This is a genomic window from Persicobacter psychrovividus (genome assembly GCF_036492425.1).
GTDB classification, from domain to species: Bacteria; Bacteroidota; Bacteroidia; order Cytophagales; family Cyclobacteriaceae; genus Persicobacter; species Persicobacter psychrovividus.
The window spans coordinates 915,796-940,817 of record NZ_AP025292.1 but is presented as its reverse complement, the minus strand read 5'-3'; the positions used below and the strand labels follow the sequence as shown (position 1 = coordinate 940,817).

General features: G+C 44.0%; 20 protein-coding genes and 10 tRNA genes. 12 read left to right on the top strand and 18 right to left on the bottom strand.

What is annotated here, in order from left to right:
• Window positions 1-34: 34 nt before the first annotated feature.
• The 10 genes from AABK40_RS04245 to AABK40_RS04200 all read right to left on the bottom strand — a co-directional run bounded on the left by AABK40_RS04245 (window position 35) and on the right by AABK40_RS04200 (window position 1,138).
• A tRNA-Pro gene (locus tag AABK40_RS04245) sits at window positions 35-109 on the bottom strand.
• 18 nt (window positions 110-127) lie between these two features.
• Window positions 128-200, bottom strand: a tRNA-Thr gene (locus AABK40_RS04240).
• Between the two features lie 56 nt (window positions 201-256).
• Window positions 257-331 (bottom strand) — tRNA-Val (locus tag AABK40_RS04235).
• Window positions 332-366: 35 nt separating this feature from the next.
• Window positions 367-441: transfer RNA gene (locus AABK40_RS04230), tRNA-Pro, on the bottom strand.
• Window positions 442-468: 27 nt separating this feature from the next.
• Window positions 469-543: transfer RNA gene (locus tag AABK40_RS04225), tRNA-Val, on the bottom strand.
• A 34-nt stretch (window positions 544-577) separates the two neighbouring features.
• Window positions 578-652: transfer RNA gene (locus AABK40_RS04220), tRNA-Pro, on the bottom strand.
• 58 nt (window positions 653-710) lie between these two features.
• Window positions 711-783 (bottom strand) — tRNA-Thr (locus tag AABK40_RS04215).
• 69 nt (window positions 784-852) lie between these two features.
• Window positions 853-927: transfer RNA gene (locus AABK40_RS04210), tRNA-Val, on the bottom strand.
• A 47-nt stretch (window positions 928-974) separates the two neighbouring features.
• Window positions 975-1,061, bottom strand: a tRNA-Ser gene (locus tag AABK40_RS04205).
• Window position 1,062: 1 nt separating this feature from the next.
• Window positions 1,063-1,138 (bottom strand) — tRNA-Thr (locus tag AABK40_RS04200).
• Between the two features lie 447 nt (window positions 1,139-1,585).
• On the opposite strand from AABK40_RS04200, the gene AABK40_RS04195 reads away from it, so the two are divergent.
• From AABK40_RS04195 to AABK40_RS04165, 7 genes are all read left to right on the top strand, one after another.
• Window positions 1,586-2,554 carry a vWA domain-containing protein gene (locus AABK40_RS04195; protein ID WP_332922725.1) on the top strand — a complete coding sequence of 323 codons (969 nt, stop codon included), beginning with the start codon at window positions 1,586-1,588 and terminating at the stop codon, window positions 2,552-2,554.
• Entirely contained in the window at window positions 2,551-3,192 is a 642-nt protein-coding gene (locus AABK40_RS04190) for a tetratricopeptide repeat protein (RefSeq protein WP_332922726.1), read from the top strand. The genes AABK40_RS04195 and AABK40_RS04190 overlap by 4 nt, the downstream gene beginning before the upstream one ends.
• Window positions 3,193-3,202: 10 nt before the next feature.
• Entirely contained in the window at window positions 3,203-3,940 is a 738-nt protein-coding gene (locus AABK40_RS04185) for a hypothetical protein (protein WP_338397723.1), read from the top strand.
• 135 nt (window positions 3,941-4,075) lie between these two features.
• Window positions 4,076-4,642 carry a DUF4136 domain-containing protein gene (locus AABK40_RS04180; protein ID WP_332922728.1) on the top strand — a complete coding sequence of 189 codons (567 nt, stop codon included), beginning with the start codon at window positions 4,076-4,078 and terminating at the stop codon, window positions 4,640-4,642.
• Between the two features lie 158 nt (window positions 4,643-4,800).
• A complete protein-coding gene (locus AABK40_RS04175) occupies window positions 4,801-6,465 on the top strand; it encodes an ABC1 kinase family protein (RefSeq protein ID WP_338397722.1) in 1,665 nt (554 codons plus the stop codon).
• Window positions 6,466-6,571: 106 nt separating this feature from the next.
• Window positions 6,572-7,750 carry an acetyl-CoA C-acyltransferase gene (locus AABK40_RS04170; RefSeq protein WP_338397721.1) on the top strand — a complete coding sequence of 393 codons (1,179 nt, stop codon included), beginning with the start codon at window positions 6,572-6,574 and terminating at the stop codon, window positions 7,748-7,750.
• Window positions 7,751-7,917: 167 nt separating this feature from the next.
• Window positions 7,918-9,297, top strand: coding sequence for a GAF domain-containing protein (locus tag AABK40_RS04165; protein WP_338397720.1), 1,380 nt, complete (start codon window positions 7,918-7,920; stop codon window positions 9,295-9,297).
• A 136-nt stretch (window positions 9,298-9,433) separates the two neighbouring features.
• Here AABK40_RS04165 and leuB read toward each other — a convergent pair whose 3' ends face one another.
• From leuB to AABK40_RS04145, 4 genes are all read right to left on the bottom strand, one after another.
• Complete coding sequence (gene leuB, locus AABK40_RS04160; protein WP_338397719.1) at window positions 9,434-10,510, bottom strand: 3-isopropylmalate dehydrogenase; 1,077 nt, start codon at window positions 10,508-10,510, stop codon at window positions 9,434-9,436.
• A gap of 2 nt (window positions 10,511-10,512) precedes the next feature.
• Window positions 10,513-11,103: a 3-isopropylmalate dehydratase small subunit gene (gene leuD, locus AABK40_RS04155; RefSeq protein WP_332922733.1), complete on the bottom strand. Its 591-nt coding sequence runs from the start codon at window positions 11,101-11,103 to the stop codon at window positions 10,513-10,515.
• Window positions 11,104-11,123: 20 nt separating this feature from the next.
• Window positions 11,124-12,506, bottom strand: a complete 1,383-nt coding sequence (gene leuC, locus AABK40_RS04150) for a 3-isopropylmalate dehydratase large subunit (RefSeq protein WP_332922734.1) — start codon at window positions 12,504-12,506, stop codon at window positions 11,124-11,126.
• Between the two features lie 124 nt (window positions 12,507-12,630).
• Window positions 12,631-13,776 (bottom strand): 2-isopropylmalate synthase, encoded by a 1,146-nt coding sequence (locus AABK40_RS04145; RefSeq protein ID WP_332922735.1) that lies wholly within the window; start codon window positions 13,774-13,776, stop codon window positions 12,631-12,633.
• A gap of 252 nt (window positions 13,777-14,028) precedes the next feature.
• Between AABK40_RS04145 and AABK40_RS04140 the strand changes: the two genes are divergently transcribed.
• Window positions 14,029-15,603: a hypothetical protein gene (locus AABK40_RS04140; RefSeq protein ID WP_332922736.1), complete on the top strand. Its 1,575-nt coding sequence runs from the start codon at window positions 14,029-14,031 to the stop codon at window positions 15,601-15,603.
• 40 nt (window positions 15,604-15,643) lie between these two features.
• Here the strand turns inward: AABK40_RS04140 and AABK40_RS04135 are convergent, their stop codons facing one another.
• Entirely contained in the window at window positions 15,644-16,327 is a 684-nt protein-coding gene (locus AABK40_RS04135) for a LysE family translocator (RefSeq protein ID WP_332922737.1), read from the bottom strand.
• Window positions 16,328-16,731: 404 nt separating this feature from the next.
• Here AABK40_RS04135 and AABK40_RS04130 point away from each other — a divergent pair, with 404 nt between their 5' ends.
• A complete protein-coding gene (locus AABK40_RS04130; RefSeq protein WP_338397718.1) occupies window positions 16,732-17,406 on the top strand; it encodes a YggS family pyridoxal phosphate-dependent enzyme in 675 nt (224 codons plus the stop codon).
• A gap of 62 nt (window positions 17,407-17,468) precedes the next feature.
• Here AABK40_RS04130 and AABK40_RS04125 read toward each other — a convergent pair whose 3' ends face one another.
• Window positions 17,469-18,545 carry a DUF1573 domain-containing protein gene (locus tag AABK40_RS04125; RefSeq protein ID WP_332922739.1) on the bottom strand — a complete coding sequence of 359 codons (1,077 nt, stop codon included), beginning with the start codon at window positions 18,543-18,545 and terminating at the stop codon, window positions 17,469-17,471.
• A 282-nt stretch (window positions 18,546-18,827) separates the two neighbouring features.
• On the opposite strand from AABK40_RS04125, the gene trpS reads away from it, so the two are divergent.
• Both trpS and AABK40_RS04115 read left to right on the top strand, forming a co-directional pair.
• Window positions 18,828-19,820 carry a tryptophan--tRNA ligase gene (gene trpS / locus AABK40_RS04120; RefSeq protein WP_332922740.1) on the top strand — a complete coding sequence of 331 codons (993 nt, stop codon included), beginning with the start codon at window positions 18,828-18,830 and terminating at the stop codon, window positions 19,818-19,820.
• A 123-nt stretch (window positions 19,821-19,943) separates the two neighbouring features.
• Window positions 19,944-20,330, top strand: coding sequence for a YciI family protein (locus AABK40_RS04115; protein ID WP_332922741.1), 387 nt, complete (start codon window positions 19,944-19,946; stop codon window positions 20,328-20,330).
• 141 nt (window positions 20,331-20,471) lie between these two features.
• Here AABK40_RS04115 and AABK40_RS04110 read toward each other — a convergent pair whose 3' ends face one another.
• Window positions 20,472-22,106, bottom strand: a complete 1,635-nt coding sequence (locus AABK40_RS04110) for an AMP-binding protein (protein ID WP_332922742.1) — start codon at window positions 22,104-22,106, stop codon at window positions 20,472-20,474.
• A 210-nt stretch (window positions 22,107-22,316) separates the two neighbouring features.
• Between AABK40_RS04110 and AABK40_RS04105 the strand changes: the two genes are divergently transcribed.
• The gene (locus AABK40_RS04105) at window positions 22,317-23,198 is read left to right on the top strand and encodes a beta/alpha barrel domain-containing protein (protein ID WP_338397717.1); all 882 of its coding nucleotides are present in this window, start codon (window positions 22,317-22,319) and stop codon (window positions 23,196-23,198) included.
• A 57-nt stretch (window positions 23,199-23,255) separates the two neighbouring features.
• Here AABK40_RS04105 and AABK40_RS04100 read toward each other — a convergent pair whose 3' ends face one another.
• Window positions 23,256-24,890, bottom strand: coding sequence for a hypothetical protein (locus AABK40_RS04100; protein WP_338397716.1), 1,635 nt, complete (start codon window positions 24,888-24,890; stop codon window positions 23,256-23,258).
• Window positions 24,891-25,022 lie beyond the last annotated feature (132 nt).

Here is a 25,022-nt window from a genome sequence, read left to right as displayed (position 1 = left end):
TTATTTTTTTAAATGGTTACGGTTCCATTTTTCGTCGGGGTGGCAGGATTCGAACCTGCGACCTCCTGCTCCCAAAGCAGGCGCGATGACCGGGCTACGCTACACCCCGAAGGTTTTTTCCTTCAAGAGCCTCCAGTCGGACTTGAACCAACGACCTACTGATTACAAGTCAGTTGCTCTACCAGCTGAGCTATGGAGGCAGTATCAAATTCTCATTCGATATGCTCAATATGTGATCTCACAATCCTATTGATTGTGGGCCCTACTGGATTCGAACCAGTGACCCCCTGCTTGTAAGGCAGGTGCTCTGAACCAACTGAGCTAAGAGCCCTTTATTTTTTTGAATGGTTACGGTTCCATTTTTCGTCGGGGTGGCAGGATTCGAACCTGCGACCTCCTGCTCCCAAAGCAGGCGCGATGACCGGGCTACGCTACACCCCGAAACGGTCACACACTATTAAAGTGTTGTGGGCCCTACTGGATTCGAACCAGTGACCCCCTGCTTGTAAGGCAGGTGCTCTGAACCAACTGAGCTAAGAGCCCGTATTTTTTTGAATGGTTACGGTTCCATTTTTCGTCGGGGTGGCAGGATTCGAACCTGCGACCTCCTGCTCCCAAAGCAGGCGCGATGACCGGGCTACGCTACACCCCGAAAGTGTTCCAAGAAATGAAAATGATTTTACACACTGCAAATCTCCCCTTCTATTCTGAGCCTCCAGTCGGACTTGAACCAACGACCTACTGATTACAAGTCAGTTGCTCTACCAGCTGAGCTATGGAGGCTTGGTGCAATTCATTAGCGACAATCGTGCCAAAAATTGCGTGAAGAAATGTTTCTCTTCCCTTTTAATGTGGGCCCTACTGGATTCGAACCAGTGACCCCCTGCTTGTAAGGCAGGTGCTCTGAACCAACTGAGCTAAGAGCCCGTGTATTTTGCAGCACTAAAGCCTGCCTTAGCGCTACAAACACGTTGCAGAGAGTGGGGGATTCGAACCCCCGGTACGGTTACCCGTACGTCAGTTTAGCAAACTGGTGGTTTCAGCCACTCACCCAACTCTCTATGGAGCCTCCAGTCGGACTTGAACCAACGACCTACTGATTACAAGTCAGTTGCTCTACCAGCTGAGCTATGGAGGCTTAATATTACTGTTCCATCAGACGATTTCACAGAAAAACACAACTGATCAAAAGATCAGTTCATGGTATCAATATTTCAAAGTGATGCTAAAAAGCTAATTTCTCAACCGCAGCACCAATGTGCCGTTCCAGCGTTCCTAAGGGCGTTTTCCCTTAAAGCGATGCAAACATACAAGGTTTATTTTTATTGCGCAAACCTTCTACTCAAAAAAAATTGAGGGGGATTATTTTCAACAAATACAAATAAACGATTAATCCTATGTTTCCCAAAGAGATAAACACCATATTGCAGTCATAAAAAATGTTAAAAAAAATAATCGATCTGTTTTTAGGCTTGACTACTCGTTGAAACATTGCTAATATTAACCATTAAAATTGGGCTTAAGGGCTGTAAATAGTGCTTCTGAACCTATTTTTTGCTTAAACACAGGTAGAAAAACAAAAAATATGACTTGGTATAAACCATTAGGAACGACGGAGACCATTTTCATTCTCCTTTTTTGCTTCCTCTATATCGCTTACATCTGGCGAAGCATCCGCATAGCAAAACGATTGCGTGCGGCATACAAGTGGGTATTTGTAAAGTTGGTGCTCCGAACCATCTACTTCGGTTGTTTTATTGCTGCCCTACTCGGCCCTTCTTTTGGTCAGATGGCCCAGGAAATCAAGTCGCAGGGAAAAGACATTATGATCTGCGTGGATTTATCCCGATCTATGGATGCTACCGATATTGCGCCCTCGCGATTGGAGAAGGTGAAGTTTGAGCTCAAGAATTTGGTAAAATCCTTTGCTTCAGACCGCGTTGGGGTGATTATATTTTCTTCTGAAGCATTTATGCAGTGCCCGCTTACTTTTGACCAAAGCGCCTTGAACCTGTTCATTGAAACCATGAACACCTCCCTTGTTCCGCATTCGGGAACTGATTTTGGGCCGCCACTTCAAATGGCTTTAGACAAACTTAAAGCACAGCAAGACGACAACTCCAGCCCCAAATCCAAGGTCATCATCCTGATCAGTGACGGGGAAGACTTTGGTGAAAACACCGCAGATGCCATCACTCAGGTCGAAGATCAGAACATCAAATTATTTTCGGTAGGTGTTGGTACCGAAGCCGGCGGACGGATCCCTGTTGGCAGAGGATTTAAAAGACAATCCAACGGACAACCCGTACTAACTAAACTGGAGGCCAGCTCACTGAAAAAAATCGCCTCCAAAACGGGCGGAAGATATTTCGAGGTCAATGATCAGCGCAACGACGTCCCAAAGCTGATCAACGATATCAGTAAGATTGAGGGAGAATTAAGAGATACACGAAAAATCGACGTCAAGGCCAACAAGTATTTTTACTTCCTTGCCTTCGGCTTATTACTTATGGGAATTGATGTTTTGACCAGCATTCGCACAATAAAAATATGAGGTACTTTTTTGTAATATTATTTGCCGCACTGAGCTTTGATGGCTTCAACCACATTGCCAAAACCAACGCACTGAAAAAAAAGGCGGAGGAGGCGATGGAAACAAAAGCGTATCCCGAAGCCATCACACTATATCATCAATTGATTGACTCCATGAAGGTGCAAGAGGATGCCGCCATCCTCAACTTATCCAATGCTTATTTCATGACCAAAGACACCACCAATGCGGAGAAATACTTCGAGATGGTGAGTGTAAGTGATCAAAAAAATATCCGCACGGTGGCCAATCAGCAGTTGGGAGTTATTGATGTACAAAAGCAGCAATACGACCAGGCACTCCAGCACTTTAAAATGGCCATGAAGGCCGACCCGCAGAATGAGAGTGCCCGCTACAACTATGAGCTGGTCAAGAAAATCATTGAGCAAAATCAAAAACAGAACCAAGAGAAACCAAAACTGCCTCCACTCACTGCTTTTGCCAAGCAACTGAAGAAGCAGGCCGACCAGTTGGTGTCACGCCATGCTTATCAGGAGGCGGTTGATTTGCTGGAAAACGGATTGCAGAAAGATAAATCTGTAGGGCATTATAACGACTTCATTCACCGCAGCCGTGTGGTCGCTGAAATCAATAAAAACTAAATCGAGGATCATGAAAAATCAGATCATCATCATATTATTATTGGTCACCGCATGGGCTGTTCCCGCGGTTGCGCAAGGCCAGTCCAACAATCCCCCTGCTTTTCATCAGGGGGCGCAGCAGTACATCAATAATCAGACACCTCAGGCCATTGCCACTTTGGAGCAAGGGCTGAAGCAATACCCAAACAACAGGGACATGCAGGAGCTGCTGAAAAAAATCAAGGAGCAGCAAAAAAAGGATCAGCAAAAGCAAAAAGACCAGCAGAAGCAGGATCAGGACAAAAAGCAGCAGGATCAAAAAGACCAGCAGGACCAAAACAAGCAGGACCAAAAAGATCAGCAGAACAAAGACGACCAAAAACAGGACGATAACAAGGATCAAAATAAAGATCAAAAAGACCAGCAGAAGCAGGATCAAAAGGATCAGGGAAAAGATCAGGACAAGCAAGGAAAACAAGACGAGAAGAAGGACCAAAAGGGAGAACAGGACGATCAGCAGAAGGGCGAGAAAAACAAAGATCAGAAGGATCAGCAAGAGCAGAAGCAGGGAGAAAAAGACAAAGACAACAAGGAGAAACAAGAACAGCTTGCCGCGCCAAGCACTGCCGACAACCTCAAAAAGATCAACATGACCGAAGGAAAGGCCAAGATGATCCTCGACGCTATGCGTAATGCTGAAGTGCAGTATTTACAGCAAAACAAGCGTAAGGCCACCAAGAAGAAGGACAGCAGCAAACCTGACTGGTAAAAAATTTATTGGTGTGTTGTTGGGGGATATTTACCAACAAATGCACTATTATATAGAGGAGCCCAACATTAACCGAAAATGAAAGTATTCACCTATTTCGCCTGATTGCATCGGTCGAATAAAACATGATTTACTATGAAAAAGTGGCATAATCTATTTTTCCTGCTGATGGCCTCCGTGGCTATTTCAGCATGCAGCAGTATGCGCATCACCTCCGATTACGATCGTGAAGCTAACTTTTCCCAATACAGTACTTTCAGCTTTATGCTCAAAGACCCTTCTGCCAAAATTAATGTGGGGCTGAATGAGCTCAACCAAAGGCGCGTCATGTCGAATGTCGGCGCTGAAATGGCAGCGAGAGGCTATGAAGAGGTACAGAAAAATCCCGATCTGCTGATCAACTTCTACCTGAAAACCCAAAACAAGCAGGATGTAATGTACGACCCTTACTGGGGAGGCTGGTACGGCATGTGGGGACCTTACCGTCAGCCGTATTCCGTAACAGAATATACAGAAGGAAATATGGTGATCGATATTGTAGATGCCAAAAAGAAGCAGCTTATCTGGCAGGGGGTTGCCACAGGCGCCATGGACAGCGACGTGAAGGACCCCGACAAGCAGGTCGCCAAGATCATTCAGGAAATTTTCACGAGATATCCGCATAAAGCGCATGAAGCTTTCGGATATAAGCCAAAAGGATAATATATTAACAAGCAGTTCATCACCGAGCTGCTTGTTTTTTTTGCTATGGATCGGCGAAATACGTTAACCGTCAAATGACCGGCCACCGTTGATCTGCAACAAAAAAACAGCCTTTCATCGGCAGCGGATTTTCCACTCGACCAAGCACCTGATTCTATATGACCACCAGTAAAAACCAACGCATCGGCCAGATCATCTCCATACTGATCAAGTATGGCTTTGAAGATTTCATTGCGCACTCCCGCATCAAAGAACTGATCGTCGCGACGCCTATCATAAAAAAAACGGTCGATCAGGAAGCCCTCACCCTTACCCGTGCCAAGCGCGTCCGCCTGACCGCCGAAGAGCTCGGCCCCACCTTCGTAAAACTTGCGCAGATCATGAGCAACCGCCCTGATCTACTGCCTGAAGATTGGGTAACTGAGCTGGCCAAGTGCCAAAAGGACAGCACGCCCGTCCCCAACTGGGACATTAAAGCATTTATTTCGCAAAACCTTAAAAAGCCCTGTGATCAGGTTTTCAGATATGTAAACCCTGTACCCATTGCCTGTGGGTCCATTGCGCAGGCACATCACGCCATTCATCAGGATGGTACCGAGATGGTGCTCAAGCTGCAGCGCCCCAATATTCGGAAAACCATTGAGGCAGACCTTGACATCCTGACGCTCATTGCTGGACAGATGGAAAAAAACACGGAACTTTTTTCGTCCCTGAAGCCCTTGACATTGATCGAGAGTTTCAGAAAACATATGCGTGAGGAACTGGACTTTTTACATGAGTCCCGCAACATTCAGGCCTTCTATCAGCAACATAAAGACAGCTCGAAAGTCGTTAGCCCGAAAGTTTATAAAACACTGACGACCCCTACCCTTTTGGCCATGGAAAAAATGGAAGGGACACATATCGATTTGTGGGTGGCCGAAGATGAGCAGCAAAAACAGCGCATGATCAAAAATATGATCGACAGCTTTTTTACCCAGATTATTGAGAATGGATTTTTCCATGCGGATCCACATGCAGGCAATATCATGATTCAGGAGCATGCCGTGATCTGCTTCCTGGATTTTGGCAATATGGGGCGCCTTACCCAACTGCAAAGAGACGTCCTGTCGAGGCTCCTTTTTCAGTTTTTGCAAAAAGACAGCAGACGCGTCGCCAAAACGGTTCGCTCAATTGCCATCTCACACGAGATCCACAATATTCAGGACTTTGAACAAGATTGCGAATCGATTCTTTTTCAGCTCGAAGGAGAACTTTCCGATTTAAAGATCGCCGTTTTCGTAAAAGATTTCACCAGGATCATTTATAAATACCGCGTGCAGCTGCCGCCATTCCTCCATGCGGTATTTCGTACCATCATCATTCTTGAAGGCATGGGGCATAAAATTGACCCTCATTTCCATGTAACCGATCAGCTTAAGCCTTACCTGCGGAAGATTATCGTCAATCAGGTGAATTTCGAAAACATCACCAAAGATGGCATCAGCAATATTCTTTATGGCTTACAGATGCTGAAGAATTTACCTGAGGACATCGCCGACCTGGTGGAATCTGCCAAAGCGGGAGATTTTAAGGTAGATGTTCAGCTACATGGGCTGGAAAGTTTCCGAAAAACCATCGACAGCGCAGCCAACAGCGTCTCTTTGGCGATCATCATTGCCGCGATCATCATTGGCTCCTCAGTGATTGTTTTTGCCCAGATCCCCCCACTAATTTATGACATCCCCATCCTCGGGTTTATCGGTTTTTTCCTCAGCTCGGTACTTGGATTTTATATGGTACTGAACATCCTCAGGCGTGACAAAAAGCAAAAAGACAAATAAAACCTTGCATCTACCAGCAAAATATTGATTCTCATTCATTTCGACAGGTTAGCATCTATCAGTAAAATATCGTATTTTATTAATAAACCACTAACCTACACCCAAAATGAATGATGTTTTTATAGTTGCTATGGCACGTACTCCTATGGGGAGTTTTATGGGAAAATTATCCACCCTCTCTGCCCCCGACCTCGGGGCAATTGCCCTGAAGGCTGCTTTAGCAAAAATCCCCTCCGATCAGCTGACCATAGATGAAGTATTTATGGGCAATGTGATCTCTGCAAATATTGGTCAGGCACCAGCAAAACAGGTCGTTGTTAAAGCAGGCCTTGGCAACGACATCCCCTGTACGATCATCAATAAAGTATGCTCCTCTGGCTTAAAGGCGGTCATGCTTGGCGCACAGACTATCATGTCTGGCCAAAATGATGTCGTCGTTGCGGGCGGAATGGAAAGCATGTCGAATATTCCGCATTATATTCCCAACGCACGAAAAGGCTTTAAATTTGGCCATACAGAGATGGTTGATGGCTTGGTTAAAGATGGGCTTTGGGAACCATATAACGATTTTGCGATGGGGAACTGTGCCGAAAATACGGCAGAAGAAATGCGTATCAGCAGAAGTATGCAAGACGATTATGCCATAGAATCCTACAGTCGTGCACAAAAAGCCCAGAAAGAGGGCAAATTCAAGATGGAAATTACACCAGTGGCGGTTCCGAACAGGCGAGGACCCGCGGAAGAAATCCTCGAAGACGAAGAACCTTCGCATGTTAAACTCGAAAAAATACCCAGCTTAAGAACTGTTTTCAAAAAAGATGGTACGGTGACTGCGGCCAATGCTTCGACCATTAACGACGGCGCCGCGGTCTTGGTGCTGATGAGTGCCGAAGCGGTAAAGAAACACCAGGTAAAGCCCCTGGCAAAAATCGTTGGCATGGGTGATGCCTCCAATGAGCCGATTTGGTTTACTACCGCGCCAACCAAAGCCATTAATAAAGCGATCAATAAAGCGAACCTCCAACTCTCTGATATTGACTTTTTTGAGATCAACGAAGCCTTTTCAGCGGTGGCCATTGCGAATTTACAGCAATTGAATTTATCGCCCTCGAAGGTAAATGTGTATGGAGGGGCCGTTGCTTTGGGGCATCCTTTGGGCTGTTCGGGCGCTCGAATCCTGTGTACACTGCTGAGTGTTTTACATCAGGAAAACGGCAAGCTGGGGGTCGCTGGAATTTGCAACGGAGGAGGAGGAGCCTCTGCGCTAATTGTAGAAAAAGTATAAATAGGGTATATAAAATTATAGTTGATAGATGGAAATCGCTATCATATTATAACACTTTTACATAGATTTGTAACATGAGAAAAAGTTAAGCACTTGAACAAACAAAGTTCAAGTGTCCTTTCACTAAATCATAACACAGTGCACATTTCAACATTAACTTATTATCGATGTCGCTAATTGAACGAATATTGACGCCGAGCTTTCGGGAAGAGCTTACCAAAGATGAAGAATTAAAGTACCAGCTCACCAATGGCATATCTATATTTCTAACCATTGTCGGGGCCTTGGTTACTTTGTTTTCTGTTTTTGTATTTCCTGAAGGACTGGTCTACCCTGTGATAGGCACTTGTTTTTTTGCATCCCCCCTCATCCTTAACAGGTTCAAGCAACTCAACGCCAGCCGCTTGTTGCTAATTATTGGCTCAACACTTTGCCTGACATTATACCATACGGCATTAAGAACCCCCGACGCCCCATTGGTAGTAGGGCTCACCATGTTGCAACTCTCCTTCTTTTCCATCAGCTTTTTACTGTTCGAAAAAAAAGAAAGTACCCTGTTCATCACCGCCAACATCATTGCCATTATTGGCTTTTTATGGCTTGTAATGACTGACGGCTGGAACTTGACAGGTCAAGGCCTCGATTCGTTTACGGGTGGGTTCATGCACTACCTGATTATAGGAGCAGCCGTATTGATCTCCTTTTTTATCATGATAACCTTTCGAATGATCAATATCAGATCGCAGGAAAAAACTTTATTACTGATGAAAGATGTTCAGCAACAGCAAAAGGACATGGAGCACCAAAATGCGGAACTGAACAATTATATTAAAGAAGTAGAAAAGAAACAGAAGGAAGATCAGCAAAGGCAATGGGTTGCTGAGGGGCAGTCAAAAATCGACCACCTGCTCAGAACAAGTGAAGACAGTGACAACATCTACGATCAGCTGATTTCTTTTACGGTCAATTATCTTGAAGTTACACAGGGTGCGATTTACCTGTTGCAGGATGAAGAACCAGGCGATTTACACCTGAAGATGATGGGCTGTTATGCTTACAATCGTAAAAAATACCTCGAGAAAAAAATTGCAGTTGGAGAAGGCGTCGTTGGGCAGTGTTTTCTTGAAAAAGCGCCTATTTACATGACCAACGTACCGCAGGATTATGTCAATATTACTTCAGGGCTGGGGGAAGCGCTACCTGGCAGTATTATCGTGGTTCCGCTGATCAACAATGAGCAGGTAGTGGCCATCATAGAGCTCGCTTCTTTTGATGCACTGTCAGACTATCAGCAAAAATTTATTGAAAGTATTGGGCAGAGTATCGCTTCCTTTGTTTCGAACCAAAAGGTGACGGTAAAAACCCGCAAGCTTTTGGAGGAATCGCAGATGCAAAGTGAAATGCTCCGCGCACAGGAAGAAGAAATGCGCCAAAACATGGAAGAGCTTACTGCAACCCAGGAAGAGGCTGAGCGCCGAACGATGAAGTTCCAGGAAGAGATTGAGCAAAAAAATGCCATTATTGAAGACTTAAAAAAGAAGCTCTAAAAAAGCACTTAAATGATAGCGGTGGACAAACCATCGCTATTTTTTTGGCAAAAAAATACCCGCCGCTTATCGAAAAGCAACGGGCAACAAACAACAGAATATTATTTTTTGAGTGCTACTTATGCACTCTTATTTTTTAAGCAGAAACCTCTGCACTAATCAGGTCAGCGATACGATCACCTACTGCTGAAGTGCTTTGTGGCTCATCCTTGTTTACATCAATAGTCGCAAAACCACTGTTCAAGGCATCATCCACTGCCTTACGAACATCCTTGGCTGCTTCTGGCAAATCCAGGTGGTCAAGCATCATAGCTACAGAAAGGATCGTTGCCATTGGATTGGCAATATTTTTTCCTGCCGCCTGAGGGTAAGAACCATGGATAGGTTCGAAAAGTGAAGAACCTGTACCTACAGAAGCCGATGGTAGCATTCCGAGCGAACCACTGATAATCGAGGCTTCGTCAGAAATGATATCTCCGAACATATTTTCAGTCAATACCACATCAAACTGTGCAGGATTCAAAATCACCTGCATGGCAGCATTGTCAACGAAAAGGTAATCCACCTCCACTGATGGGTATTGTGCGGAAAGTTCCTGCACCACTTTTCTCCACAAACGAGACGTCTCCAATACATTCGCCTTATCTACCAAAGTCAGTTTATTGCAGCGTTTAGTTGCAGCTTCAAAAGCCAAGTGTGCAATACGCTCAATTTCTGAACGCTCATAAACACAGTTGTCAAAAGCTTTATCTTCGCCGATCGTTCCTTTTTCACCGAAGTAAATTCCTCCTGTCAGCTCACGGTAGATCACAAAGTCAACCCCCTGAAGGCGATCAGCTTTGATCGGTGCCTGATCAAGGAGCGCATCAAAAGTACGGATTGGACGAATGTTACAGAATAATCCCAAAGCCTTACGAATAGCCAACAAGCCTTGCTCAGGACGCACCTTTGCTTTAGGGTCATTGTCAAATCGAGGGTCTCCAACTGCGCCAAGGATTACTGCGTCTGCTGACTGGCAGGCCGCTATGGTATCCTCAGGCAAAGCAGAACCCGTCGCATCAATTGCTACTGCACCGATAAGCCCTTCGGTATAATTGAATTCCACATCGTACTTTCCTGCAACTGCAGCCAATACTTTTTGTGCTTCACTGACAATCTCTGGACCGATGCCGTCACCAGGAAGAACGGTTATATTTTTAGTTGATTTAGCCATGATTAGATATTAGGTGTGGTTTCAAAAGCTTCGATTTCAGACTGAATGCTCAATAGGTAATCGATATCATCCAATCCCTGCATCAAACAATGCTTTTTGTACTCGTTGATTTCAAACTGCTCCTGCTTGTCTGTTCCCGTCAGGCTGATGGTTTGCGCTGCAAGGTCCACCGTTACCGACGTTGAAGGATCTGCCTCAACACGCTCAAACAACTCCGACAAAAATGCGGGGGTTACCTCCACAGGCAACAGACCATTGTTCAGACAGTTATTTTTGAAAATATCAGCAAATTCTGAGGAAACGACCACACGGAATCCGTAATCGTAAATCGCCCAGGCAGCGTGCTCACGTGAAGACCCAGAACCGAAGTTCTTGCCTGCCACCAAAACTTTTCCGCTATAAACTCCCGTATTGAGCACAAAGTCAGCCTTAGGCTCACCACTTTTGTCATAACGCCAATCCCTGAACAGGTTGTCACCAAAACCTTCTCTCGAAGTTGCTTTCAGAAAGCGGGCAGGGATAATTTGATCTGTATCCACGTTCTCATTTCGAAGTGGAATATATGTTGATTCTACTATTGTTAACTTTTCCATGATTTTTCTCGAAATAAAAATTAAGCCTCTACAACGCCTGAAAGTGCCGCCTTGGCTGCCGTAATTGGAGATGCCAATAAGGTACGGGAACCTGGTCCCTGGCGACCTTCGAAATTTCGGTTGGAAGTTGAAACACAATATTTACCTGCAGGAATTTTATCGTCATTCATGGCCAAACAAGCTGAACAACCTGGCTGACGCAGCTCAAAACCTGCTTCCTTCAATACGGCATCAATCCCCTCTTCAATCGCTTGCGCTTCTACTGCTTTTGATCCTGGAACAATCCATGCAGTAACATGTGGTGCTTTTTGTTGCCCCTTTACAATTCCTGCCACCTGACGCAAATCTTCGATACGGCCATTGGTACAAGAACCAATAAATACATAGTCAATTTTCTTTCCTGCAATGGCATCACCTTCACCAAACTCCATATAGCTCAAAGCTTTGCTCAGGGTTTGTTGCTGCCCAGCTTCCACTTCACTTGTTCTTGGAATACTTTGATTCACCCCAATACCCATTCCTGGGTTCGTTCCGAAGGTAATCATTGGTGGGATTTCCGATGCTTTATAGTGCAACTCAGCGTCAAATGCCGCCTCTTCATCAGAGTACAACTGCGACCAGCGCTCTACAGCAGCGTCGAATGCTTCTCCCTGAGGAACATGCTGACGGCCTTTAAGGTAATCGTAAGTGGTTTGATCTGGAGCGATCAAGCCACCACGGGCTCCCATTTCAATACTCATATTACAAACGGTCATACGCTCTTCCATCGACATGTTACGGAAGGTATCACCTGCAAATTCCACAAAATAACCCGTACCGCCACTGGTGGTCAGTTTGGCAATCACATACAGAATCACATCTTTGGCTGTTACGCCTTCATTAAGCTCACCATTCACGTTGATGCGCATTTGCTTAGGCTTTCTTTGCATCAAGCACTGTGTTGCAAGCACCATTTCCACTTCAGAAGTACCAATACCAAAGGCAATCGCTCCGAAAGCACCGTGTGTTGACGTGTGTGAATCACCACATACCATGGTCATACCTGGCTGAGTAAATCCCATTTCAGGACCTATAACGTGTACAATTCCCTGGTGTTTGTGGTTCAAACCGAAGGCTTCAATACCGTGGTTGGTACAGTTGTCTTCGAGTTTAGCAACCTGAAGGGCTGACAACTCATCAGCAATTGGTAAATGCTGATTGATGGTTGGTACGTTATGGTCTGCCGTTGCAGTAACCAAGTCTGGGCGGCGCACCTTGATCCCGCGGGCATCAAGGCCAGCAAAAGCCTGAGGGGAAGTCACTTCATGAACGTAGTGACGGTCGATATAAAAAACGGATGGGCCATTCTCTATGGTTTTGACCACATGTTTTTCCCAAATTTTATCAAAAAGTGTCTTTTTCATCTTATTCAATGATTCTGTGATTGTAGGCGATTAAATTGTTGGTGCAGTACAGGCAAAAAAGAAAGGCAATAGACACCGAAGATGCCGACAGCCTTTCCTAATGATCCTATTTTGCAACGGGAGTTCAAGATGCTACCAAGTGGCATAGATCTCCGTCTTCAATGACTTTCTTCTCGTCAGCCATCTCAAGGAATTTCTCATATAGGTTGTCCAATCGCTGAGGTTCTACCGTATGGCCCAAACACTCTAAACGATGGCGCAAAGCTGCTCGACCACTTCTTGCAGTAAGGATAATCTCTGAAGATTCCACCCCCACTTCTTTAGGATCGATAATTTCATAATTTTCTCGGTGCTTCAGCATACCGTCCTGATGAATCCCTGATGAATGTGCAAAAGCGTTACGTCCGACGATCGCTTTGTTAGGCTGCACAGGCATTCTCATCATTGAAGAAATCAGCTTACTCATTTTAGCCAATTGGATGGACTGAATTTTGGTATATAGATTCAGGTGTTGATGACTCTTCAGAATCATGGCCACTTCCTCCAAAGAGGTATTACCAGCACGTTCACCAATACCATTCATGGTAACTTCAATCTGGCGCGCCCCATTCATTACACCAGCAATGGAGTTGGCGGTGGCCATCCCGAGATCGTTATGGCAATGCGTGGAAATAATAGCGCGATCAATGTTGGAAACATGTTGTTTCAGATAGGCGATTTTCTCACCATATTCATTAGGCAAACAATAGCCTGTAGTATCGGGAATATTCACGACATCCGCACCAGCATCAATCATGGCTTCCACAACCTGGGCCAGAAAAGCATTATCAGTACGACCAGCATCTTCGGCATAGAACTCCACCTCATCGGTAAGTCCTTTGGCATATTTTACGGCCTCCACCCCACGACGAATAATTTCTTCTGGGTTAGAGTTGAATTTATGTTGTATATGATAAGCTGAAGTACCAATTCCAGTATGAATACGCCCATGCTTTGCATAGCGCAGGGCTTTAGCGGCCACATCAATATCTTTCTTCACTGCTCGTGATAGCGCACAAATCGTTGGCTCACTCACTGCACGGCACACTGCTTCTACGGCTTCAAAATCCCCTGGAGAGGATATCGGAAAACCTGCTTCGATAATATCAACACCAAGATTTTCCAGCGCCTGTGCTACAATTACCTTTTCCTCAGTATTGAGCTGACACCCTGGTACCTGCTCGCCGTCCCTTAATGTGGTATCAAAGATATGTACTTTAGCTGCATCCATAATCATGGTTCGTTTATAAATTATTATTCATTAGGCTTTTTAGCAAAAAAATATTTTTTTAGGCTTTTAAAGAGATCAGCCTAAATATCGAGGGCTCAGCCCTCTTCTTTTTTCATACTCTAATCTAAAGGATTAGATGCCTGAAGAAAAAACATAAATCGATAAAAAATACGAAAGCCAAACCTTCAACACCACCATTAAATCCATTGGTTATCAGTCGATTAACTCAAAAACCATAAAGACAGACATACTATGGCTAAACAGCAAACGGACCACCTTTTTCAGCTAATAAAATCGCTCAGTAAGTCTGAAAAACGCAATTTTAAGCTATATGTGAAGCGAAACAGCAGTTCTGAAGGGGCCAAATTCCTTCAGTTGTTTGACTTAATAGACAAGCAAGACGAGTACGATGAGAAGCTTTTGATGAAAAAAGCCAAGGACATTAAGAAAGTACAGCTCTCGAACTTAAAGGCACACTTATATAAACAATTATTAACCAGCCTGCGCCTGAACTACAAGAACAACGATATTGCGATAAACATTCGTGAGCAAATTGATTACGCCAAAATACTTTACAACCGTGGGCTTTATATGCAAAGCCTGAAAATTTTAGACAAGGCCAAGGCTGTTGCCTATAAGTACAGCCGACTGCGCCAGATCAAGACCATTATTGAGTTTGAGAAGCGTATTGAGAGCCAGTTTATCACACGCAGCATCTCCTCGCGGGCGGAGGACCTGACACAGGAATCGAAAAAAGTAGATATTATCTCCAACAGGATATCGGTATTTTCTGATATGGCCATTCTGTTATATGGGTTATTTCTGAAAAAAGGACATACCTATGATGGGGCTCACAGGGAGGAAGCCGACGCCATTATGGAGGCCCATATGCCCATGTTTGAAGAGCAGGAATTGTGTTTCCCTGAAAAGCTGAATCTTTATCATGCCAAGCAGTGGTATTATTTCCTGACACAGGACTTTTTCAATGCTTACCGCTATTGCTACAAATGGGTCAGCCTGTTTGATGAAGAGCCACTGATGAAGCCTACCATGCCCGATATGTACCTCAAGGGACTGGACAACATGCTCAACACTTGTTTCCTCTCCGCCTATTATGGGAAATTTGAATATTTCTACAAGGTTTTGGAACAGGTTGGCGAGGACGAAACGCTGATGAACATCCCCAATATCAAAATATTGTACTTCAGCAGCTGGTCGAATCACTATATCAACTACCGATTTATTGATGGGGAATTTGAGAAAGGCATTGAGGTGATCCCAAAGATTGAGGAGGGTCTGCAAGAGCATAAACGCCACCTTGACAAGCAGATCATCCTTTCTTTATATTACAAAATTGCCTGTCTGTATTTTGGCAATGCCGATTACAAACTGGCTATTAAGTACCTCAATCTGATCATCACAGAGCGCAATACCGACCTTCGGGGGGACATTCATGCTTTTGCGCGCCTGCTGATTGTGATCTGCTATTTTGAATTGCAGGAATATGACTATCTGGAGTACCTGCTGAAGTCCACTTACCGATACCTGATGAAAGAGGAAGAGCTTTATGAGGTACAGCGGGTTGTTTTGCGGTTTATCCGCCGCTTGCCATTCCTGCTCCCTGATCAGCTGATGGACGAATTCAAAAAGTACCGGGCATTACTCGAAGAACTCAGAAACGACCCGAGAGAGCTTCGTCCCTTCCTGTACCTTGACCTGATCATTTGGCTTGATCACAAAATAGAACAAAAGTCGATCGCGCAGCTATCGCAGGAGCGTTACAAAATGGCCTTCACACTAAAAGAACCAGAACTCAAAAATTCCTAAAAAAAAGGGATCAGCATATTGCTCATCCCTTTTTTTGTTTTTATAATTTTTTGAATAATTCAAGATCTGGATTTGACTGTTCCCCAGGATGATAGTGCGCCTGATAGCCATCATAGAGCAACTTCAGTCCAAAGACCAACAATACAACACCAATAATGAGGTTCAGTTTACGCAGCAATTTCACGGTAATAATCTGGCTCAATCGGTGAGCGGCATAGGCCTTGGTAAGGTCGAGCGACAACACACAGGTAATAATCCCGACGAAAAACATATGCCGATCCAAATCGGAAAATGAATTATTACTGGTAATAATACCGACCATCGCAATCCAGAACAATATAATCCCCGGATTCATCCCATTCAGGAAGAAACCTTTCAAAAACTGACCAAAATGCCCCATTTTCGAAATGGTCGTCGTCCCGCGACTCTCATGTTTTTTTATTTCTTTTGGTGGCTTCAATAGCAATAAGGCAGCATACACCACCATTACACCTCCACCGACCAACGCCATGACCTCTGCTACGCCTGGCTGATCCACAAAAGAACTCACCCCTATATAACTCAGCAGAATATATATCGAATCACTTGAGGAAATTCCGAAAGCCAAAGTCGCCCCAGCTCGGAAGCCCTTATGAATACTTGTCTGTATTAATGCAAAGAACGCAGGACCGACCATAAAAGCCAGTAAGACGCCAAACATCAACCCTTTAAAAAATCCTAACATATTTTCTTTTCAAAATCATGCTTCCGCCAACCTTCTATGCTTTTAATTAAGGCAGAATCATAAGGGAACAAATGTAGGGTGATCAGATTAATTTTCCCACAATCCCCGGGTATTTATCCTTTCAGCTGAATAGAAATATGCAGAATTGACCATCAAAAAATACCAAAACCGCCCTTCATTAAATCTTCAGCTGACAATTATCACTTAACCGTACATGTACCGATTTGTTGATGAAGCTCTCCAAATAGAGGATAAGGCCACTGGCATTTTCTACATTTAACCAAAAGCATTAACTTGCCTTCCCAAGAGCGTATCCATAAACTTACCATTTACTGTAAATTTTAAGTTTTGAACTCGCTTTAAAAATCCCTTACTGCAAGGACATCACAAAAAAGACCTTTCCCATGAGTATCAGTAAAAATATTGCCGATTTTAATCATCAGCTTGAAGGCACTTCTGCCCGACTTATTGCCGTCAGTAAAACCAAACCACAGGAAGCCATTGAAGAGGCTTATGCGGCTGGCCAGCGTGCCTTTGGTGAAAATAAAGTTCAGGAGATGGCCGACAAGGCGGCCAACTTGCCCAAAGATATTGAGTGGCACCAGATTGGGCATCTGCAAACCAACAAAGTGAAGTATCTGGCTCCTTTCGTTGCCCTTATTCATTCTGTAGACAGCATTAAGGTACTGAAAGAGATCAATAAGCAGGCAAAAAAGGTCGATCGCATTATCAATTGCCTGCTTCAGGTACATATTGCCGAAGAGCAGAGCAAGTTCGGTTTATCTTATGAAGAAACGGCCGACATTCTTTGTGAGATCGCCAAAGACTATCAAAACATACGCATCACTGGGCTGATGGGCATGGCGACCAATACCGACAACGAGCAACAGGTCCGTAAAGAGTTTGCAGGGCTGAAAAAATTTTTTGAGACCCATAAGACCAAAGACCTGTGCCCAAATGTTGCGCTTCAGGAGATCAGTATGGGGATGAGTGGTGATTATAAAATTGCTATTGAAGAAGGCAGTACGATGGTCCGTGTAGGGTCCTCTATTTTCGGCCATCGGAATTACGATCAATAATTGAGCAAAAAAAATCCCCAAGCCTGACAAAAGCTTGGGGATTTTTTTAATTAACGCGATTGCTATTTTTCAATCACTTTACCTTTCAGTGTTACCACCTGTGTAGGCTTCTGAGGGTCGTTGGTGAAAATCGTCACCGTTTTATATTGGTTGCCCCGACGTCCTTTTGAATTGAACACCACCTTGATCACAGAAGCTTCGCCTGGAGCCAATGTTGATTTTGGCAGCTCAGGCACTGTACAGCCACAGTTAGCTTTGGTCTTGCGGATCTCCAAAGGCTGCTGCCCCGTATTTCGGATCGCAAACTCATGGCTCACTTTCTCGCCTTCATTCACTGAACCGAACTCATAAACAGCACCTGCAATCGACAAATGTGGCGCTTTTGCCATCTCTGCCGCCGACATTGGTGGAAAGTACTCCTCGATTGTCGCAACAACACGCAATGATTTTTTCCCATTTGTGCCTTCTTCATCTGTGTTAATAATCACCTGATCGCTCAGGAATCCCAGATCATTTTTCGCCTTAGCATTATAAGTAACCGAAACTTGTGCTTTTTCCGCAGGGGCTAAAGTTTTTTTGCTGAAGGTAATTTTGATATGCGAAGGTGTTTTTGCGCCAAGGAAAGTTAATGGTTTTTCCGAGTCGTTCATCACATCAAAAGTCTTGGTGGTCGCCTTATCGTCAGTCAGTTTACCCATGTTGAATGAGCGGTACTTTACGCGCATAGCCCCCATTTTCGTTGGGAGGTCATCCTTTGGGGTGCGTGGCTTAGGTTTCACATTACCTTTAATGTACAAATACTGAATATTCGGACTGGCATTAGAGGTAATGGTCAAAGATTTATGGAATGCGCCAGGGCGTCCTTTTGGGTTATATGATGCTTTAATGAAACCATCTTTACCCGGTAAGATCGGATCTTTAGACCAGGCAGGGGTCGTACACCCACAAGAAGCACGCACATTGGAAATCTGAACAGGCACTTGTCCATCATTTTTGAAATGAAAAGTATAGCTCACTGGCCCATCAACTTCTTCAATGTTACCAAAATCATGGTCACTTTCCTTAAAGGTTATCTTTGCCTGAGCCAAAGCACTGAAGCTGATCAGCATGGCCGCAAAAAAGAAAACTAAATTTCTCATAATAAATATTTCTTCGTTTCAGGTTATTTTTGGGAATAAAGAACAAGCCCGCAGCAGGGGCTATTACATTATTCAAATATATCAACTATTTTCATATTCTTGAACCTTCCAAGGCCCATATTGGTCAAAGTCTTCCTCCTTTCACATAATTTAACGCTCAGAAGGCCCCGCTCATCAATTCTTCAATGAATTTTATTAACTTGCATCAAGATCAACAAAGCCTTTTACGGCTGATGATCTTTCAATAGACTTTTTCTTTTATATAATAAACAAAATAAATCCATGGCTCGGATTTTAACTGGTATTCAAAGCTCGGGGGGTACTCCTGAGCAGCCCGGACGCCCGCATTTGGGAAATATTCTTGGTGCAATCTTGCCTGCTATCGAGTTGGCAGAAAAGGAGCAGAATGAAGCACTCTACTTCATCGCTGATTTACATTCGATGACCACCATTAAGGACGCAGGTCTTCGTCGTCAGAATGTACTCAATGTGGCAGCTACCTGGCTGGCTTTTGGTCTTGATGTTGAAAAAAATATCTTCTACCGCCAGTCTCGTATTCCTGAAACCGCGGAGCTTACCTGGTTTTTGAGCTGTAACACGCCATTTCCAATGCTCCAGAACGCCCACTCTTTCAAAGACAAGGCCGACAAGCTTTCGGATGTAAATGCAGGATTGTTCACCTACCCTGTATTGATGGCCGCTGATATTTTGCTTTACGATGCCGAGATTGTTCCTGTCGGTAAAGACCAGAAGCAGCATCTTGAAATGACGCGCGACATGGCCAAAAGCATGAACCACCAATATGGTGAAGAACTGTTCGTTGTTCCTGAAGCGAGCATCAACAAGCAGGTTATGATTGTTCCTGGTACAGATGGCCAAAAGATGAGTAAATCTTACAACAACGTCATTGATATCTTCTTGCCTCAAAAGCAATTGAAGAAACAGGTGATGGGCATTGTAACTGATTCGACCCCATTGGAAGAGCCTAAAAACCCTGATACCTGTAATGTATTCTCTTTGTATAAGCTGATCGCCTCTGAAGAGCAGATCGCCGAGATGCGTGCCAACTACGAAGGCGGAAACTACGGTTTTGGTCATGCAAAAAAAGCATTGCTGGAGCTTATCCTCGAGAAATACGAAGCGCCGCGTGAACGCTTTAATTACTATATGGAGAATCTTCAGGAACTGGAAGCTACCCTTGAAAAAGGAGAGGCCCGTGCCCGTGAGATCGCTCAGAAAAATATTGCCAAATTCAGAACAGCTATGGGGTTATAATCCCTTGCGATCAATATAAATAGGCGTACCCGTTTACAAATCAGACGGAAAGGTACGCCTATTTACCATTACAAAGCACTGCCCCAATAGTAAAACCGCCTAATTATTAGTAAATTTCGAGCGATGAAAGACTATATGATTCTAATTTTCCCTGAGGGGAACCCTGTGGAAGAAAAAACAGGTGAAAGTCACCGAGGAGATATCAAAGACATCGGTCAGTACCTTGAGCGCCTTTCGCTGCAAGGCCACCTGAAAGAGGCACAACCACTGGAACCTGGCGCAGTAACTATTCGGGGAACAGAGGGCAATTTCGAGGTCACTTCCCTGCCTCCCAATCAGGTAGATATCGCAGGTTATTATATGATTACCGCAGACAATATGCAACAGGCGGTTAATATTGCCCAGGGCGACCCACGCTTTGGTGACGGTGCCTGGCGAATGGAAATCCGTGCGGTGATGCAAATGGGAGGAATTCCCGATGAAGGTGCAATTCTTGACAATTCCCTTTAAGCAAGACAAATAAACACAGACGATTGGCGACTCCACTGGGGCTCGCCTATTTTTTTTTACAGAACAGCGGAGCATAAAAAAGCCCCCTTCAAGCAATGCTCAATGGGGGCTCATAAATTCTCTCATTTGATCTTTAGCAAATTACATGCCGTAGTTTGGCACATACAAAGGCCTTTTTATTTTCTTGGTCGGTGTTTTGATAAATGGCTCCTCCTGAACTCGTATTGCCTTTACCCGCGCAGAGGCCGCCAACTTTTTATTGGTATCTTTCATCACGTCGTTCAGCAGCTTTTGCAAATATTCTTGCATATCCTCATTGCTCAGATGCGTCCCATTCAGTTCGCCCTCAATATAAGACAAGTCAGGATAAACACGTGCAGTCACCTTATTATTCTCCGCATAAACCAAAGCCTCCTCCACATAAAGAGATTCTTTGAGTTTATCTTCAATAACTTCAGGGTAGATATTTTCTCCCGAAGGGCCAATAATCACATTTTTTGAGCGACCACGAATGTATAGGTAACCTTCCTCATCCATAAAACCACGATCCCCCGTAATCAGCCAGCCATCTTCTGTAAATACCTCAGCAGTGGCAGCATCGTTTTTCAGGTACCCTTGCATAACGTTCGGACCCTTCACCAAAATCTCGCCTACACCCTGCTCATTCGCCTCAACGATTTTAACTGTACAGCCATTGGTGATTAAACCTACAGAGCCCATTTTTGCTTTCGATGGATGACAACAAGCCACTACGGGCGCTGCCTCTGAGAGTCCGTACCCTGGCGCGAAAGGAATCTTTGCATCGTTCAAAAATTGTTCAACTTCTCGGTTAAGAGATGCCCCACCGATAATTGCACCACGCAAACGGCCACCAAACATTTTCATGATTTTCGTCCCGATCAAGCGGTAAACCACACGACGACCGAGGGAGTTTTTCACCATTTTCGAGAAGATTTTACTCTTGTTGATTTTAGGCAATACCTGCTTGTGGAAGATCTTTTCAAAGATCAAAGGAACCGCACAAAGCACTGTTGGCCGAACCTCCTCCATCGCTGCCAGCAACAACTTTGGGGTCGGCTTACGGCGAAGGAAGTGAATTTCTGAGCCATGAAATATCCCCCCAAGGAACATTGCCGTTCCGCCAAAAGCATGCGCCAAAGGCAGGATACCCAAAACCACAGAACTGGAATCAATGATCCCAATTTGAGAGGAGCTCTCGATGGCATTGGAAACAATGTTTTTATGGGTAAGCATCACCCCTTTTGAGTGGCCAGTCGTCCCTGAAGTGTAAAGGATTTCCGCCAGGTCGTCTTCCTGCACCTGCTGCCCTCCAGTTCTTTTCTCAATCGGCTGAAGTGGCTCTGCCACTACTTCCAGCTGGTCAAGACTAAAAACCTTCAGCTTCGGCATACGCGTCAAAGACTGAGACTCATATATATTATCAGCAATAAAAATTGCTTTTGCTTCTGAATGTTTGATGATATGGTCGATGTCATTGCTCGCCACTTCGTCCATGACAGGCACCGCAACAGCGCCCATAGTAGTAACGGCCAAAAAGGCGACACACCAATTTGGTGACGGCGCCCCAAGGATCATTATTCGATCACCATGAATGATGTTCGACTCCTCTAACTTTAGGCGGGTATTGACAACCTTACGTCCAAACTCCGCATAAGTAAAAGGGGACTGTCCCACATACGCCAGCGATTGTTTCGCATGATACTGCTCAACAACATTGGCAAAAAATTGATCAAGGGTTTGTTTGTTCAATCCCATTTTCCTCTGTTATTTTAAATTCAAGACCGCAAAAATAAAATAAATGATCCGACTTAGCAGGTAATTTGACATAAAAATTACCCTAAGCGCTAAAATGACACCCACGCAATAATAATAGTATCCAAATCATTACAACATTTATGCGTTAAGTATCAGTCGGAGCAAAATAACGTTAAAGCAAGAAAGCCTGCAACCATACCTACTCAGCCCATGACCATCCCAAAAATGAAGCACACTCCGATAAGTCTCATTGAATGTCCTCGCGATGCCATGCAGGGGATTGCGGAATTTATTCCCACTGAAGTAAAGTTAAAGTACCTGCGACAGTTAATCAAGGTCGGTTTTTCAGCCATTGATTTTGGGAGCTTTGTGAGCCCGAAAGCCATGCCGCAAATGCGCGATACTGCGGAACTGCTCGATGGGTTGGGGGACACTTCCGAACATGAGCTGATCGCTATTGTTGCGAACCTCCGTGGTGCTGAAGACGCCATTTCGTTCCCTCAGATTACGCACCTCGGCTTCCCTTTATCCATTTCTGAAATATTTCAGCAACGAAATACCAAAAAAAATACCGATGCCGCCTGGCAGGTGGTCGAACGCCTACAAGCCATGGTAGTCAATCATCAAAAAAAATTGATCGTTTATCTCTCGATGGCCTTTGGCAACCCCTATGAAGAACCCTATCAGCCTTCGCTACTTCGTGCATTTATCGAACGCCTCCGCAATATAGGCGTAGAAACCATCATGATTTCTGACACCATTGGCGCAGCAAGCCCCGACCTCATCAAGGAGGTTTTCTCGCAATACATCCCTCAATATCCACAACTTGAAATTGGCACACACCTCCACGCAACACCTGTTCATCAGAAAGAAAAAATCATGGCGGCACTCCAATCGGGTGTTCGCAGATTTGATGGTGCTATTGGTGGTTATGGAGGTTGCCCGATGGCCAAAGAAGAGTTGACAGGCAACCTGGATACCCTCCAGCTTATTCATTGCCTGAAAGATCAAGATGTGAATTTAGCACTCGATGAGCAGGCTTTAGCGAAAGCCAAACAACTCAATCAGGAGATATTTAATCAATATTTATAAAAAAACACCTTGTGAAAAAGACTCACAAGGTGTTTTAAAGGCTATCGGTTTACGACTTTAAATCGCATCAGTGTTCGTATCATCCAGTACTTGAGGATCATACAGCCAAAATCTCTCTTGATCCGACAGTTTAATGAATAAATAGTTAGGCTGAACTTCTATATATTGTTCATCCGAAATTCTAATGCTTGAGCTGTACTCAAAGGCATCAATATCCTGGTTATCAATCAAGACCTCTTTACTCCATTCACCGAAGTAGAACATATCTTTTACAAGACTTACCTTTTTATTTGTAAAATCTATTTTCAGGTCATAGCAGGCCAACACTTCTGAGGTTTCTTTATGATCTTTCCATACAAATTCGTTGTTTTCACTTCTCAGCGTGAAAAACTCCAAATCACCATTCACATGAGCATTATCCTCAATAAGATCACGGATATCACTATAGTGATAATCATCCAAATTATCCGAGGAAACTGTCGTGAAATCATTCACGGATTGATCAAAATCATTGACCACCTCTTTGGCGTCGTTAATATTATAAGTGAAGCCGTAATAAAAATGATAATTGAGATCCTCCACACTCAAATAATCATTGATTTCATGCTTTTCCACGAATTTATTTCCATAAAATGCAATGTAGGCATCGCCCTTACCTTTTGAATAACTCGTTATGCTGCCCTCAACCTCAATTTCATCGTTGTAATCCAGCCCATACTTGTTGATCCAATCTGCTTTTCCTCCGTTCCACACTACAGCATTTACCTTACTCAACGCATTAATCTCCTGCAAACTAAATTTGGACTCCGTAACCTTCGCCTGAAATGCTTTTTTGATTTCATTGTAGTTATGGACCGTTGTATTGGGTGCTCTATCATAATAAGTTCTCCACTGCTGAAGATCATCAACGAAATCTGCCCAATTGCCCTCGCTAAATTCATCTTGATACATCCCTTCCATCAAAGCATTTCCTTTTTCATTCAGGGCAACATAATCTTTCATGGGCAGCGTTGCCGCATACATTTCCAAATCATTGGCAAATCGGCGTAAACGGATAATTTCCCCCACTTGGGCATCACCCATATCTTCAGAGGAAGTTATTTTTTCCCATACAACCCCGGGCATTTTTACATCAAAATCAAAAAAGTCTTCACGAACATAATCCTCTGTATCTACATCATATATTGTATTCTCATAGATAAAATCACCTTGAGAAAAACGATGCTCATATTCATTTACAATTCGGATCACCATAACAGGCTGATAAAGGGATTCATATTTGCCAAGGATTTCATCAACAGAACTTGCTTTGAAGAAATTGAGGTCTTCATTAATCGTTTCATTTAGCGCATCGATGGTCGTTGTCAAACTCGCTAAACCTGCATCCATACGGCTGGCATCCAAGCTTCTCAATGAGGATTTCAAGGAATCTACCAAACTCAGCCCACCTGTAATTTGTGCATTGAGTGCGTTATATTCCTCTGCTGACCAGTAAAGATCTCTGCGGTCTTCCTCCACGGTCATTTGCATGGCAAGCAAACCATCCTCCTTGCGGTTAAGGTCACTCATATAGGATTCCGTGAGGAACACATCCTGGTTTAGACTGTCAATGTTCTCATTAACACTCTTATTACAGGCGAAATTGGCCAGAAGCACCAAAAGTAGCAGTGGGTAACTTAAATTTTTCATCATTAAATAGGTTATGTTAGTTTATGATGAGGGCAAATTGCAGGATCTTTTTCAGCCAAAAAAACCGAAACGCCCGAATACTACCATTCCACAGAATAAAACTTAACCACTAATTTATATGATAAAAACATTCAT

What these genes read in the sequence shown, in the direction of transcription:
- AABK40_RS04195 (WP_332922725.1), top strand. Translation starts at nt 1,586, where the DNA reads ATGACTTGGTATAAACCATTAGGAACGACGGAGACCATTTTCATTCTC.
- AABK40_RS04190 (WP_332922726.1), top strand. Translation starts at nt 2,551, where the DNA reads ATGAGGTACTTTTTTGTAATATTATTTGCCGCACTGAGCTTTGATGGC.
- AABK40_RS04185 (WP_338397723.1), top strand. Translation starts at nt 3,203, where the DNA reads ATGAAAAATCAGATCATCATCATATTATTATTGGTCACCGCATGGGCT.
- AABK40_RS04180 (WP_332922728.1), top strand. Translation starts at nt 4,076, where the DNA reads ATGAAAAAGTGGCATAATCTATTTTTCCTGCTGATGGCCTCCGTGGCT.
- AABK40_RS04175 (WP_338397722.1), top strand. Translation starts at nt 4,801, where the DNA reads ATGACCACCAGTAAAAACCAACGCATCGGCCAGATCATCTCCATACTG.
- AABK40_RS04170 (WP_338397721.1), top strand. Translation starts at nt 6,572, where the DNA reads ATGAATGATGTTTTTATAGTTGCTATGGCACGTACTCCTATGGGGAGT.
- AABK40_RS04165 (WP_338397720.1), top strand. Translation starts at nt 7,918, where the DNA reads ATGTCGCTAATTGAACGAATATTGACGCCGAGCTTTCGGGAAGAGCTT.
- leuB (WP_338397719.1), bottom strand. Translation starts at nt 10,510, where the DNA reads ATGGCTAAATCAACTAAAAATATAACCGTTCTTCCTGGTGACGGCATC.
- leuD (WP_332922733.1), bottom strand. Translation starts at nt 11,103, where the DNA reads ATGGAAAAGTTAACAATAGTAGAATCAACATATATTCCACTTCGAAAT.
- leuC (WP_332922734.1), bottom strand. Translation starts at nt 12,506, where the DNA reads ATGAAAAAGACACTTTTTGATAAAATTTGGGAAAAACATGTGGTCAAA.
- AABK40_RS04145 (WP_332922735.1), bottom strand. Translation starts at nt 13,776, where the DNA reads ATGGATGCAGCTAAAGTACATATCTTTGATACCACATTAAGGGACGGC.
- AABK40_RS04140 (WP_332922736.1), top strand. Translation starts at nt 14,029, where the DNA reads ATGGCTAAACAGCAAACGGACCACCTTTTTCAGCTAATAAAATCGCTC.
- AABK40_RS04135 (WP_332922737.1), bottom strand. Translation starts at nt 16,327, where the DNA reads ATGTTAGGATTTTTTAAAGGGTTGATGTTTGGCGTCTTACTGGCTTTT.
- AABK40_RS04130 (WP_338397718.1), top strand. Translation starts at nt 16,732, where the DNA reads ATGAGTATCAGTAAAAATATTGCCGATTTTAATCATCAGCTTGAAGGC.
- AABK40_RS04125 (WP_332922739.1), bottom strand. Translation starts at nt 18,545, where the DNA reads ATGAGAAATTTAGTTTTCTTTTTTGCGGCCATGCTGATCAGCTTCAGT.
- trpS (WP_332922740.1), top strand. Translation starts at nt 18,828, where the DNA reads ATGGCTCGGATTTTAACTGGTATTCAAAGCTCGGGGGGTACTCCTGAG.
- AABK40_RS04115 (WP_332922741.1), top strand. Translation starts at nt 19,944, where the DNA reads ATGAAAGACTATATGATTCTAATTTTCCCTGAGGGGAACCCTGTGGAA.
- AABK40_RS04110 (WP_332922742.1), bottom strand. Translation starts at nt 22,106, where the DNA reads ATGGGATTGAACAAACAAACCCTTGATCAATTTTTTGCCAATGTTGTT.
- AABK40_RS04105 (WP_338397717.1), top strand. Translation starts at nt 22,317, where the DNA reads ATGACCATCCCAAAAATGAAGCACACTCCGATAAGTCTCATTGAATGT.
- AABK40_RS04100 (WP_338397716.1), bottom strand. Translation starts at nt 24,890, where the DNA reads ATGATGAAAAATTTAAGTTACCCACTGCTACTTTTGGTGCTTCTGGCC.